This is a genomic window from Serratia proteamaculans (assembly GCF_008830365.1).
Classification (GTDB): domain Bacteria; phylum Pseudomonadota; class Gammaproteobacteria; order Enterobacterales; family Enterobacteriaceae; genus Serratia; species Serratia proteamaculans.
Map to the genome: position 1 here is coordinate 1584712 of NZ_WBKI01000001.1, position 13162 is coordinate 1597873.

The window sequence follows — 13162 nt, forward strand, 5'->3', positions numbered from 1 at the left end:
GTGTTACAAAAGGCTTACTTTAGCCATCTAAACACCTAAACGTCTTTTAATCACACTATGCCAATTCCTACGCCCTCACGCCTCGAGATGCGCAATATTTCGATCGCCTTTGCTGGCTTCAACGCCCTGCAAAACGTTGACTTCACCCTGCAGGGCGGCTCTACCCATGCGCTGGTCGGCGCTAATGGCGCAGGAAAATCCACGCTGATGGCAATACTTTCCGGTGCGCACAACCATTACCGTGGTGAGATCTTTATCGACGGCCAAAAAGTGGATATTCATTCGCCGCTGCAGGCGCGTCAGCACGGGATCCACGTGGTGCAGCAGGAAGTGGATGTGGCGCTGATCCCCACGCTGTCGGTGGCGGAAAATATCATGCTCGACTGGCTGAACCAGCCGGGCCATCTGCTGAACTGGGCACAACTGTATCGCCAGGCGGCACAGTTACTGGCCCAGTTGGATTTAACCATTAACCTGCGTCAACGATTGGCGGACTGCACATTGGCGGAAAAACAGCAGGTGCTGCTGGCCCGTGCGCTGTCCCACCGTTGCCGTTTCCTGGTACTCGATGAACCCACTGCCCCGCTTGATCGCACTGAAAGTGAACGTCTGTTCCGCGTGGTGCGCCGTCTTAAGTCCGAAGGCATCGGCGTGGTGTTTATTTCCCACCGCATTCATGAACTGAGCGAAATCTGCGACCGCCTGACGGTACTGCGCGATGGCCGCCACGTCAGCGAAGACACCATGCAGGGGCTGAGCGGTGAGCAGATTGTCGAAAAGATGCTCGGCCATCAGTTGGACGACATCTTCCCGCCACCGCGCCCACCGCACGGTGCCCGTCCGCTGTTGCAGGTGGAAGGTCTGAACGATCGCCACAAGCTGCGTGACGTCACGCTAAGGCTGCATCAGGGGGAAATCCTCGGTATTGCCGGGCTGGCCGGTGCAGGCAAAACCGAACTGTGCAAGGCGCTGTTTGGTGCCTCAGCAGCCCGGGTTGAACGGGGCGAACTGCTGGGTAAGCCCTGGGCCCCGCGCGCGCCGCACCTCAGCGTTGAACAAGGGTTGGCGCTGGTGCCGGAAGAACGGCGCAAAGAAGGCATTTTTATTGATGAAGCCATCCCGATGAACCTGAGCGTCAGCGCCGACGAAAGCTTCTCACGCTGGAGCCTGTTCAACCGCCGTCAGGAACTGCGCTGGGCGCGGGATATCATGCAGCGCCTGAACATCCGAGCCTCTGGCCCGCAACAGCGGCTGGCCAGGCTGTCGGGCGGCAACCAGCAAAAAGTCGCCATTGGCAAATGGTTACGCGGCGACGCCAAAGTGCTGATTTTCGATGAGCCGACCAAGGGCGTGGATATCAAGGCCAAACAGGAGCTGTTCACCCTGATCGACGGCCTGGCACGTGACGGTAAAGGCATTATCTATGCTTCCGGCGAGTTCTCCGAGCTGGTCGGTTTATGCGATCGCATCTGCGTGCTGTGGGATGGCCGAGTGGTGGCGGAGCTTAACGCCGCCGAGATTGATGAAGAAACCCTATTACTGTATTCCACCGGAGGAACCCCAGCGTGAGTAAAGAATTATCCCTGCAGAATGCGCAACCCTGGCGCCATCAGCTGTTTGAATTTCTCTACAAATGGGGGATGTTACTCACCGTTGTCGCGCTGATCGCCCTGTTCGGGCTGGCGTCGGACAACTTCCTCGATCCCAATAACATCATCAATATTTTACGCTCAATTGCCATCGTCACGGTGATCGCCATAGGGGTCTCCATTTCGCTGTCGGTCGGCGGTTTCGACCTTTCCGTCGGTTCCACCGCCTCGCTGGCCAACGCCCTGGTGGTTTCGCTGTTTGTTTGGTACGGCTTCGGGACCACCGGCGCGATTGTGCTGACGTTGCTGATTTGCACGCTGGTCGGGCTGTTTAACGCTTTCCTGATCGTGGTGCTGAAGATCCCCGATATGCTGGCGACGCTGGCCAGCCTGTTTGTGATCCAGGGCGTGGCGATGACCTACAGCTACGGCGGATCCATCACCCAAAATATGCTGCTGCCGAACGGCGATATGGCGGAAGGCCTGATCCCGGAGATCTTCTCATCACTGGGCCAGGTACCGGTGATCGTGCTGATTATGCTGGCAGTCACTGTTGTGGTGCAGCTGTTCCTGTCGCTGACCAAGCATGGCCGTCGTATGTATGCCATCGGCGGTAACCCGGAGGCGGCACGCCTTTCGGGTATCCGTACCGTACGTTACAGGGTTGCAGCTTATGTCATTTCTGCCCTGCTGGCCTCGCTTGGCGGCATACTGCTGGCGTCACGTATTGGTTCTTCGCAGGTGAATGCCGGCAGCGGTTATCTGATGGATGCGGTTGCCGCCGCCTACATTGGTTTTTCGCTGGCCGGCTCCGGCAAACCTAACGCGCTTGGCACGCTGGTCGGCGCGGTGATCCTCGGCGTGCTGCAGAACGGCCTGGTGATGCTCTCCGTCCCCTACTACGCGATGGACATTATCAAAGGCCTGGTGCTGGCCCTGGCGCTGGCGATCACCTACATCCAGAAACGTTGATCCCCCCGGCGCACGCCCTGCTGCGCCGGTTTTTTCCTGCCATTCATCAATTTCTTCGTCATATCCCCTTTCCTTTTATAAGCATACAAATGATACGAATTATCATTTGCGTTTACATTTTGTTTGAAATCCTTACAATGGCCTGACGAAATACTGACGGAACGACGATCTTCGCAACGACGGAGCCCGTTTCTACTTATTATTCAAACCGTTAAAACGACACTTTGTCGATTTACATCAGACCAGGAAAGGTTTGCCTCATGGAAAAGCCACGTTATAACCAGCTTACCGCACTGATTATTGCCTCACTCGGCAGCGCCGGCGTCTTCGCCGCACCACAAGATGATGCACAGGACACCATGGTGGTGACCGCCTCCGGTTTCCAGCAACGGATCCAGGATTCCGCAGCCTCTATCTCAGTGATCCCACGCCAGCAGATTGAAGACAAAGCCTATCGCGACGTCACCGACGCATTAAAAGACGTGCCGGGCGTGGTAGTCACCGGCGGGGCAAGCAGCAGCGATATCAGCATCCGCGGCATGTCCTCCAAATACACCCTGATTCTGGTAGATGGCAAACGCGTGGACACGCGTGGCACTCGCCCGAACAGCGATAACTCCGGCATCGAACAGGGTTGGTTGCCACCGCTGGAAGCCATCGAACGCATCGAAGTAGTACGTGGCCCTATGTCATCGCTGTATGGTTCCGATGCCATGGGCGGCGTGATCAACGTGATCACCCGCAAGACCTCCAGGACCGAATGGAAAGGCTCTCTGCACGGCGACGCCACCTTCCAGGAACGCAGTGACTCCGGCGATATTTTCCAGACCAACGCCTACGCCTCCGGCCCGCTGATTGAAGGCTTGCTGGGCCTGCGGGTCAACGGCCTGCTGTCGCGTCGTGCCGAGGATCAAATCCTCAACGGCTTTAACGAACAGCGCATGCGCAGCGGCACTGCGGTATTTAGCCTGACACCGGATGATAAAAACGAATTCGACTTTGAAGTTGGCCGCTCGCTGCAGGACCGTAACAGCACGCCAGGTAAATCCATGGCGACCGAAAACTGTCGCAATAACAAATGTACGCCAAACACCGCCAGTGACAGCCTTTACGCCCGCACCAACTATGCACTGACGCATAACGGTTATTACGACTTCGGCAACACCACCAGTTACATTCAGCACGAAGAAAACAATAATCCGGGCCGCAAAATGAAGATGTATAACACCATCCTCAATACCCAAACCCAGTTTGATCTCGGCGCCCATATGCTGAGCCTGGGTGGTCAATATCGTTACGAAAAATTGAGTGACGAAGGCAATCAGTTGGAAGCGGCAGATGGCTTGAATAAGCTGACCCGTTGGAGCTGGGCGCTGTTTGCCGAAGACGAATGGGCGATGACCAACGACTTCAGCCTGACCAGCGGCATCCGTATGGATCAGGACCAGAACTACGGCAACCACTGGACACCGCGCATGTACGGCGTCTGGCACCTGACCGAGCAATTTACCCTGAAAGGCGGCGTTTCCGCCGGCTACCGGTCACCAGACCTGCGCCAATCCTCTGCCAACTGGGGACAAATCACCGGTGGTGGGCGCACCTCAATCATTATCGGCAACCCGGACCTGCAGCCAGAGAAGAGCCTGAGCGAAGAGATCGGCGTGATGTGGGATAACCAACAGGGCCTGAACGCCGGCGTAACCCTGTTCAACACCGACTTCAAAGACAAGATCACCGAAGTCCGTCGCTGTGACAGCGGTGATGGCGACGCACAATGCATGATCGGCAATACGCCTTACTACTTTATCAGTGACCGCACTAACGTTGATAAAGCCAATATGCGCGGCGTAGAGGCCACCTTCGGTTGGGAAATCACCAAGGACTGGGAGTGGACCACCAACTATACCTATACCTCGTCCGAACAGAAAAGCGGAGATTTCCAGGGCAAGCCGCTGAACCAGATGCCGAAACATATGGTTAACAGCGTGCTGGATTGGCAGGCCACACAAGACGTCAGCCTGTGGTCACGCGTGAACTTCCGCAGCAAGACTTCAGATTATTTAAGCCGGACGTCAATGGCCAAGAGCACGCCGTCTTACACCTTTGTCGATGCCGGGCTGAGCTATAAGGCCAATAAAAACCTGCAGGTTACCGGTGGGGTCTACAACATCCTCGACAAAACCGTGGATTACGATCACTACAACACCGTACTGGATGGTCGCCGCTACACCGTCGGCATGACTTACAACTTCTGATGCCACACTGGGCGCGCACTTCAAACTGCGCGCCCTTTTTGTCACTCTCGCACCCGAGGAAGCCTTAATGACATTACGTCGTTCCCCCATGGTTATCGCCCTGCTGGCCTGTATGACGCTGGCAGGCTGCAACAGTCAACCCCACACTGCGGCCCCGGCAACGGTCAGCTTTCAACATCTTAACGGCACCACAGAAGTGAAAAAACACCCGCAACGCGTGGTGGTGCTGGACTACGCTTCGCTGGAAACCCTGCAACTGCTGGGCGTCGAGCCGCTGGCACTGCCAGGCAACCGCAGCATGCTGCCGGATAGCCTGAAGCAGTATCAGGATGCCAAATACCTCAACGCCGGTACCCTGTTTGAACCGGACATGGCCACGCTGCGCGCAGCCAAACCGGATCTTATCCTGATCGCCGGTCGCTCTTCCAAGGCCTATAGTGAACTGAGTGGTATCGCACCAACGTTGAATATGGCGATTGATCCGCAAGATCAACTGGGCAGCCTTAAGCAACGGACTCTGCAGTTGGGTGAGTTGTTCGATAAACAGCAGCAGGCACAGGCCGCGGTCGACAAACTGGACGCTGAAATTGCAGCAGTCAAACCGCAAGTGGCAAAAGCCGGGCGTGGCCTGGTGGTGTTATTCTCTGGCGGGAAAATCAGCGCTTATGCGCCCAAGAGCCGTTTCAGCTTTACCTACGATGCGCTCGGATTCCCTTCGGCGTTACAGAGCGAAAACCCCGATGTCCGCGGCAACAAGCTATCGCCCGAGCAGGTGGCTAAACTGAACCCGGACTGGCTGTTTATCATCGATCGCGATGCGGCAACCGGCCGTCCGAATGCGGTTGCTCCGCAGAAGATACTCACCACTACCGCGCTGAAAAACACCGTGGCGGTGAAGAAAGGTCAGGTGGTTTATTTGCCGGCGGCGGAGGTCTATTTGTCTGGCGGTATTATCACCAGTCAGCATATCGTCGAACGCGTCGCCGACGCGCTAAACAAGAAGTAATAGTAAAAGGCCCGGTGATCACCGGGCCTTCCTGATATCAAACCACCGGCTGGTTCACCAGGCCGTCGATCAACACCTGCGGTGTCCCTTGCGAACAACGCTCAATCCGCCCACGCACGCCATACACCCGCGCCAGACTCTGCGGCGTAATCACCTCTTCCGGCGCACCGTCGGCAATCAATTCGCCATTCTGCAGCATCAGTACATGGTCACCATGACGCAGGGCGATATTGATGTCATGCACCACCACCACCGTGATGATATTGCGTTTACGCGTCTCTTTACGCACCAGATCCATCACGTGAAACTGGTAGTTGAGATCGAGCGCGCTCAGCGGTTCATCCAGCAACAACAACGAGGGCTGGCGGATCAGCGACTGTGCCAACCCGACCAACTGTTTCTGCCCACCGGAGAGCTGATCAAGATAGCTCAGCGCCAAATGGGCGATGCCCAGCTGCTCGAGCAGCGCCATCACCTCGGCCTCGCTGCCGGCGTTGCTGCGGCCGCCTGAAGCGCGTTGCGCCACTATAATCGACTCCAGCACGTGCAGATGCACCCCGGCAGGCAACGATTGTGGCAGATACACCACCTTTTCAGCCCGGCGGGCAAAAGGCATCTGCATTAAATCGGTATCATCCAGCCACAGTTGCCCCTGCGCCGGGTTTAACCCCGCCAATGAACGTAGCAGCGTCGACTTTCCACTGCCGTTCGGCCCCAACAGCACGGTGATTTGACCGCGAGATAACATCGGGACCGCCAGATCGCTGATCACCTGACGCTTCGGATAACCGGCAGAAAAATGCTCAATGCGTAATCCCTGGCTCATACATTCCCCCGATGACGCAAAATAATACTCAGGAAGAACGGTACACCCACCAGCGAGGTGACAATACCCACCGGAATGATGATCCCCGGGATCAGGTTTTTCGACACTACGGAAGCCATCGACAACACCAGCGCACCAATCAGCGCACTGGCCGGCAGATAGAAACGGTGATCTTCACCGAAAATCATTCGGGCGATATGGGGCGCCACCAGGCCGATAAAACCGATAGGCCCGACAAACGCCACCGCTAATGCGGAAAGAATACTGATACGCAATAAAGTGGTCAGACGCAGACGACGCACGTCGATACCAAAGCTCACCGCCCGATCTTCACCCAGACGCAGCGCGGTCAGTTTCCATGAGCTCATCATCGACAACGGCAGCAGCACAGCGAATACTCCGAGCAGGATACCCAGCTTGTCCCATGAGGCGCGCGCCAGGCTGCCCATGGTCCAGAACACCAGCCCCTGCAGCGTGTCTTCGCTGGCAATAAACTGCATCATGGAAACCAGCGCGTTAAAGGTGAACACCAGCGCAATGCCAAACAGCACCACCCCGGAGGTGGCAACCCGCGTCCAGCGCGTAATACCGTCCAGCATCAGCGCGGCGAACAGGGCGAAAACAAACGCATTGGCAGAAATAAACCACTGGTCGGGAATGCCCGGTAAGCCAATCCCCAACACGATGGCCAGCGCCGCGCCGAAAGCCGCAGCAGAAGACACACCCAGGGTAAAGGGGCTAGCCAGCGGGTTATTCAGGATGGTCTGCATTTCGGCACCGGCCAGGCCAAGCGCAAAGCCCACCACCACCGCCATCAGGGCATATGGCAGGCGGATATCCCAGACGATCACCCGCGTTCCGGCATCGGCCGTCGCAGGATCAATCAGCGTTTGCCACAGCGAGGACAACGAAAGACCTGAGGGCCCCAGGGTAAAATCCAGCAGCAGCGATCCCAAAATCGCCAATGCCAACACCCCCATCATCAATAAACGGTGGCGGAGAATATGGTGATAACGCCCCATAACATTGACGTCAGGTTGCCCCTTGGCGTCAGACAGAGGATCGGTGGATACGCTCATTATTTCGGATACCTGTTACGACGATGACCATAGCGGTGTGCCAGACGGCCGCTTGAACCTGATAAGCAGCCGGTAACAATAAAGCAAACGATAATACTTATCAATCATATCAATAGCTATTACCCGTCATGTGAATATGTAACGCTTTATTTTATAAGGTGATTAACCAAACAGGTCTGACAAGCCGTTGCTAGCGGACAGGGTTAATAATTCCGAAAGTTTCGCCTCGCTCGGTCCGGCTGTGACAAATGGCAACGAAACCACATAGAATCCAAAACCAGACCGGTAAATAACGTGCTCACCGCGCCAGACCGGATATTTTGGCCTGTTGGCAGGGCCCCTATGAAAGAGGCTGCATTGAGAAGTCGAACCCAAACCTTAACGCCTAAAAAGCCCGCCTTGCTGCACTGGCTGGTACAAAGCCCGCAGCAGGCTGATGACGCCCAATTCCAACGCCAGATGCGGCTGACCCTGGTGCCTTCGCCAGTCACCCCCTGGCTAAATGCCGCCGGGGTAGCGCTGCTGCTGTTGGCTTATGCCTGGCTGAGCCATATGACCATTGGTGCAGCACTGCTGATGTTGCTGGTCCTGCTGACCGGCGTGCGCTGGTGGCTGGCGCGCGTCAGTCCCCCCCGCAGGCCAACCGCCATGCTGGTAACGGTGCTGCTCTGGTGCGCCCTGGTGGGAACCATTGCCCTGCTGGCGATGCTTTCTGGCCGCATGGTTCTGATCCTGTTCGCCGGCCTGTTGATTACCGCGCTGGCGTTCTGGCTGATACAGCGCCACGCCGCCGCACCGCGCTTTGTCTTGCTGGAGGTGATGCTGCTGACGCTGCCCTATCTGCTGGCCGCACCGTTGTCACGCGTGCAAAATCTGTTTTTACTGGCGGATATCATTCCGCTGTGGTTGCTGCTGGCCCACGGATTGATCGCGTTTTACCATCGTCAGGTGGCACAGCAGGTCACGCTGACCGCAGAAAAACAGCAAGCGGCCCAGCGCGATCATTTGACCGGCTTCCTCAACCGGGCTGGCGGCGAAGCGGTGATGCAGGAAATTTGTAGCCCTTCCCCCACCATCCACCCACTTTCTCATCTGTTTATGATCGAATTCACCCCACTGGCCGCGTTGTACCAAAGCCACGGCGTGCTGATCGGCGATGACGTGTTACGCACCATCGGCGAACGCCTGAAAATGCTGGTTCGCCCCAGCGATTTTGTCTGTCGCTATAGCGGTGGTCAGTTTCTGATCCTGGTGCACGGCCTGCCTTACGGTTCCGAAGGGGAATTTTTGGCGCGTATCGTTCCCCCGTTGGAGGTGCCCTACGACTTTGGTGCTTTCGGTGAGGTGACGCTGCAGTTGAATAGCGGTGCACTGGCGTTAACGCAGGATTATCAAACGGTTGAAAACCTGATGGCTGCGGCGCAGCAAGCGCTGGTGATCAACAGAAAGGAGTAGCACGACGTTTCAAGCTGCAGCCAGGCGGTCGGCTGCAGCTTGAAATTCACAGGCTAAAGGCCGGAGTTAGTTCACGTCCATTTTCGGGAATTCCATTTCGCTGTACTTCACGACACGGGTGCCGCGCGTCAGCTTGTAGCCGAACCAGATAATCAGGAACAGCGGCAGGCCGATATAGGTGGCCGTCACGCCGTACCAGTCGATCCGGTCTTGCAGGAACGCCTGATAGTTCTGCCCCAGCGTGATAATCAGGCACAGGACAAAGGCAAAGATCGGCCCCAGCGGGAAGAAGCCGGAACGGTACGGCAAATCGTTGAGATCGCGTCCCTGGATCATATAGCCACGACGGAAGCGATAATGACTGATAGCAATCCCTAACCAGGCGATAAAGCCGGTCATACCCGAGGTATTCAGCAGCCACAGATAAACCGATTGGTTGCCGAACATCGAGCTCAGGAAGCACAGGCCCGCCACCACGGTAGTGGCGTACAACGCGTTACGCGGCACCCCACCCTTCGACAGTTTGGCAAAGATACGTGGCGCTTTACCTTCCGATGCCAGAGTAAACAGCATGCGGGTGGAAGCGTACATCCCGGAGTTACCGGCGGACAATACCGCCGTCAGGATCACCGCATTCATCACCGCCGCCGCCGACAGCAGACCAGCGTGCTGGAATACCAGCGTGAACGGGCTGACGCTGATGTCTTTTACATCGTTACGCAGCAGGCTCGGATCGGTATAAGGAATGATCAGGCTGATAATCAGGATGGCAAAGATATAGAACAGCAGGATACGCCAGAACACCTGACGCACTGCGCGCGGGATGTTTTTGCCCGGGTTTTCCGACTCACCGGCCGCGATGCCGATAAGCTCGGTGCCCTGGAACGAGAAGCCCACTATCATCGCCACGCCTATCATTGCCGAGAACCCACCGGCAAACGGCGCGTCGCCTATGGTCCAGTTCTGCCAGCCTGCGTGCTCCCCTCCTTTGAGGATGCCAAAGATCATCAGCACACCGATACCGATAAAGATAATGACGGTGGTCACTTTGATCAGCGAGAACCAGTATTCCGCTTCACCGAAACCTTTAACCGAAATGTAGTTCAACAGGAACATCAGGCAGAGGAACAGTGCGCTCCAGATCCAGCCTGGCGCGTCCGGGAACCAGTAGGTCATCACCAGTTGTGAAGCCACCAGGTCAACGGCGATGGTCACCGCCCAGTTGTACCAATAGTTCCAGCCCAGCGCGAAACCAAAGCCTTCTTCTACGTATTTGGCACCGTAGGTAGAGAACGAGCCGGACACCGGCATAAAGGCCGCCAATTCGCCCAGGCTGGTCATCAGGAAGTAAACCATCAACCCGATCAGCGCGTAGGACAGCAGTGCCCCGCCCGGACCGGCCTGAGAAACCGTAGCGCCAGAGGCGACAAACAGACCGGTGCCAATAGAACCACCAATAGCAATCATGGTTAAGTGCCGAGCTTTCAGCTCGCGGCGCAATCCGGGTGCTGGTTGCCCCGATGTTTTTATATCCTGCTGAGCCATTCTTACCCTATCTACTGGTCAAAAAAAATGAGGGCGGATTGTAACAAATACCCACCGGCGAACTAGTAACATTGCACTGATATAAGATAGCTTCATAATTCAGGGCTAATTATTAGCAACGGGCCACAATACCTTACTTACTGTCATTAATGTGACAGGGAGCAGGTTTTTATGCTTTGTTTCTCCTGACAGAGACGTCATTGAGGCTGAAACCCGCAGTAGCCGAGGAAACGCTGCAGAGCGTTGGAGAGATGCTTTTGCCGGTGATGGATCAGATAAAGGGTCCGCATCAACGGCGGTAACGGCACATTCAGTGCCACCAGCACCCCGCTGTCCAACTGTTCACCAATCACCCGCCGCGACAGACAACTGATCCCCATGCCGTGGCGCACCGCGTGCTTGATCGCTTCCGAATTGCCCAGTTCCATCACCAACTGGAAGTGCGGCAAGTGCGCCAGCAGCAGGTGATGCAGCACCTCGCGCGTGCCCGAGCCTCCTTCACGCAGGATCCAGGGAGCTGTAGCCAACATCTCCAGAGTCAGCGGTTGCCCGGCCAGCGGGTTGTCCGGCGCGGAAAACACCACCAGCTCATCTTCCAGCCAAGGCAGGGTGATCAGCTCCGGCATATGGCAAGGGCCTTCAATCAACCCCAGATCGACCCGGAAGTCCGCAACCGCGCCAATCACGTCCTGGCTGTTGCCGACGTTCAGTTCCAACGGTGAAGCAGGGAAATCATGTCGATAATGGGCGATCATTTCCGGCAACATATAGTTACCGATGGTGCTGCTGGCACCAATGCGCAACGCACCGCCGTCATGGCGGAACAGCTGTTCAATCTCCCCTGCCTGCTCCAGTAGCGCCAGGGCCTTCGGATACAGCAACCGGCCGTGCTCATTAATGACCAAACGCTTACCCACGCGATCGAATAACTGCACGCCCAACTGCCCTTCCAGATCGGCCAACGCTGCGCTGACCGCCGATTGTGATAACGCCAGAACCACCGAGGCCTGCGTGGTCGAACCGCTTTTAAGCACTTCGGTAAAAACTTCCAATTGACGTAAGGTGATATGCATAGCGTCTCGGTATTGATTAAAGGTGACATCGAAAAAGTCACTGAAATTAATGCAAAATCTGCGCTGCTGACCGGCAACAACGCACAGGGTGAATAACATTAATGGTACCACGTTTGCAGAAATCAGCATGGAAGCCAGCCAGGTCGATTAACCACTTATTCAGATAGGTTATAACCATATAATCAATTTCTCTTTTATGCTGCCAGAACGTAGTCTGTGCTCAAGATTTTGAATAAAAGGGCTGACTTATGGCGACCAATACCACACACAATTTCCCAACCCGACAATTCCCTCTGCTCGGTTTACCTCACCTGGTCCCCGGACTGTTGTTGACCGGTGTCATCACCGCGTTAGCAGTATGGGTTGGTGATATTCCGTGGGTGGCCGGATTGGGATTAGGGGCGCTGACGCTGGCAATTTTACTCGGCATTGTGGTGGGCAATACGCTGTATCCCTGGTTACAACCAAGCTGCCATGGCGGCGTTCAATTTGCCAAACAGCGCCTGCTGCGTCTCGGTATTATCCTTTACGGCTTTCGTCTGACGTTCCAGCAAATTGCCGACGTGGGCACTACCGGCATCATCATTGATGCCTTGACGCTAACCACCACTTTCCTGCTGGCCTGCTGGTTGGGCAAAAGGGTGTTTGGCCTCGACAGTCACACCACCATGCTGATCGGTGCCGGCAGCAGCATTTGCGGTGCGGCCGCGGTCATGGCAACCGAACCGGTACTCAAAGCCGATGCCAATAAAGTGGCCGTCGCAGTCAGCACCGTAGTGGTGTTCGGCACACTGGCGATCTTCGCCTACCCATGGCTGTACCATCTGAATGAGCAATTCCAGTGGCTGCCGTTTAATCAGGAAACTTTCGGTATCTTTACCGGTTCGACCATCCACGAAGTGGCACAGGTCGTCGCCGCCGGGCATGCCATCGGGCCGGATGCCGAAAATGCCGCGGTGATCTCCAAAATGATCCGCGTGATGATGCTGGCACCCTTCCTGGTCGTGCTCTCCGGGTTTATCAGCCGCAGCCGTAGCACCGAAAACACTGGGGAGAAGGCAGAAAAATCCGCCATCACCATTCCCTGGTTCGCCGTGCTGTTTATCGCAGTGGCCGGGCTGAACTCATTCGACCTGATCCCGGCGACGCTGGTGAAACACCTGGTTACCGCCGATACCTGGATGCTGGCGATGGCGATGGCGGCGCTGGGGCTAACCACCCACATCAGCGCAGTGCGTCAGGCAGGGATCAAACCGATTCTGCTGGCCACCCTGTTGTTCATCTGGCTGATTGTTGGCGGTGCTGTGATTAACCTGCTGGTGCAACATTTCCTCTGATTATCTCCGCAGTTCTTTTCCGACC

Annotated in this window: 10 protein-coding genes; 6 read left to right on the top strand and 4 right to left on the bottom strand. The window is 56.2% G+C overall.

Annotated features, from left to right (window positions below):
* The first annotated feature begins 57 nt into the window (after positions 1-57).
* From F8R23_RS07525 to F8R23_RS07540, 4 genes are all read left to right on the top strand, one after another.
* Positions 58-1569 (top strand): sugar ABC transporter ATP-binding protein, encoded by a 1512-nt coding sequence (locus F8R23_RS07525; protein ID WP_129936508.1) that lies wholly within the window; start codon positions 58-60, stop codon positions 1567-1569.
* Positions 1566-2561 (top strand): ABC transporter permease, encoded by a 996-nt coding sequence (locus tag F8R23_RS07530; protein WP_085117625.1) that lies wholly within the window; start codon positions 1566-1568, stop codon positions 2559-2561. Before F8R23_RS07525 ends, F8R23_RS07530 begins: the two co-directional genes overlap by 4 nt.
* Before the next feature lie 260 nt (positions 2562-2821).
* Positions 2822-4816, top strand: a complete 1995-nt coding sequence (locus tag F8R23_RS07535; RefSeq protein WP_129936509.1) for a ligand-gated channel protein — start codon at positions 2822-2824, stop codon at positions 4814-4816.
* A 67-nt stretch (positions 4817-4883) separates the two neighbouring features.
* Positions 4884-5822: a siderophore ABC transporter substrate-binding protein gene (locus tag F8R23_RS07540; RefSeq protein ID WP_129938386.1), complete on the top strand. Its 939-nt coding sequence runs from the start codon at positions 4884-4886 to the stop codon at positions 5820-5822.
* Between the two features lie 37 nt (positions 5823-5859).
* Here the strand turns inward: F8R23_RS07540 and F8R23_RS07545 are convergent, their stop codons facing one another.
* Together F8R23_RS07545 and F8R23_RS07550 are read right to left on the bottom strand one after the other, a co-directional pair.
* Positions 5860-6648 carry an ABC transporter ATP-binding protein gene (locus tag F8R23_RS07545; protein ID WP_129936511.1) on the bottom strand — a complete coding sequence of 263 codons (789 nt, stop codon included), beginning with the start codon at positions 6646-6648 and terminating at the stop codon, positions 5860-5862.
* Positions 6645-7727 (bottom strand): FecCD family ABC transporter permease, encoded by a 1083-nt coding sequence (locus tag F8R23_RS07550; protein ID WP_112348899.1) that lies wholly within the window; start codon positions 7725-7727, stop codon positions 6645-6647. Before F8R23_RS07550 ends, F8R23_RS07545 begins: the two co-directional genes overlap by 4 nt.
* A 357-nt stretch (positions 7728-8084) precedes the next feature.
* On the opposite strand from F8R23_RS07550, the gene F8R23_RS07555 reads away from it, so the two are divergent.
* On the top strand, positions 8085-9182 hold the full coding sequence (locus tag F8R23_RS07555; protein WP_129936512.1) for a GGDEF domain-containing protein: 1098 nt from the start codon (positions 8085-8087) through the stop codon (positions 9180-9182).
* A gap of 66 nt (positions 9183-9248) precedes the next feature.
* Here the strand turns inward: F8R23_RS07555 and F8R23_RS07560 are convergent, their stop codons facing one another.
* Both F8R23_RS07560 and yieE read right to left on the bottom strand, forming a co-directional pair.
* Entirely contained in the window at positions 9249-10727 is a 1479-nt protein-coding gene (locus tag F8R23_RS07560) for an amino acid permease (RefSeq protein ID WP_112348898.1), read from the bottom strand.
* Positions 10728-10924: 197 nt separating this feature from the next.
* Positions 10925-11800: a DNA-binding transcriptional regulator YeiE gene (gene yieE, locus F8R23_RS07565; RefSeq protein WP_112348897.1), complete on the bottom strand. Its 876-nt coding sequence runs from the start codon at positions 11798-11800 to the stop codon at positions 10925-10927.
* 248 nt (positions 11801-12048) lie between these two features.
* Here yieE and F8R23_RS07570 point away from each other — a divergent pair, with 248 nt between their 5' ends.
* Complete coding sequence (locus tag F8R23_RS07570) at positions 12049-13137, top strand: YeiH family putative sulfate export transporter (RefSeq protein ID WP_151415447.1); 1089 nt, start codon at positions 12049-12051, stop codon at positions 13135-13137.
* The last annotated feature ends 25 nt before the right edge of the window (positions 13138-13162 follow it).

Bases quoted from the DNA above. Each gene is read 5' to 3' on its own strand.
- F8R23_RS07525 (WP_129936508.1), top strand. From the start codon at position 58: ATGCCAATTCCTACGCCCTCACGCCTCGAGATGCGCAATATTTCGATC.
- F8R23_RS07535 (WP_129936509.1), top strand. From the start codon at position 2,822: ATGGAAAAGCCACGTTATAACCAGCTTACCGCACTGATTATTGCCTCA.
- F8R23_RS07540 (WP_129938386.1), top strand. From the start codon at position 4,884: ATGACATTACGTCGTTCCCCCATGGTTATCGCCCTGCTGGCCTGTATG.
- F8R23_RS07545 (WP_129936511.1), bottom strand. From the start codon at position 6,648: ATGAGCCAGGGATTACGCATTGAGCATTTTTCTGCCGGTTATCCGAAG.
- F8R23_RS07550 (WP_112348899.1), bottom strand. From the start codon at position 7,727: ATGAGCGTATCCACCGATCCTCTGTCTGACGCCAAGGGGCAACCTGAC.
- F8R23_RS07560 (WP_112348898.1), bottom strand. From the start codon at position 10,727: ATGGCTCAGCAGGATATAAAAACATCGGGGCAACCAGCACCCGGATTG.
- yieE (WP_112348897.1), bottom strand. From the start codon at position 11,800: ATGCATATCACCTTACGTCAATTGGAAGTTTTTACCGAAGTGCTTAAA.
- F8R23_RS07570 (WP_151415447.1), top strand. From the start codon at position 12,049: ATGGCGACCAATACCACACACAATTTCCCAACCCGACAATTCCCTCTG.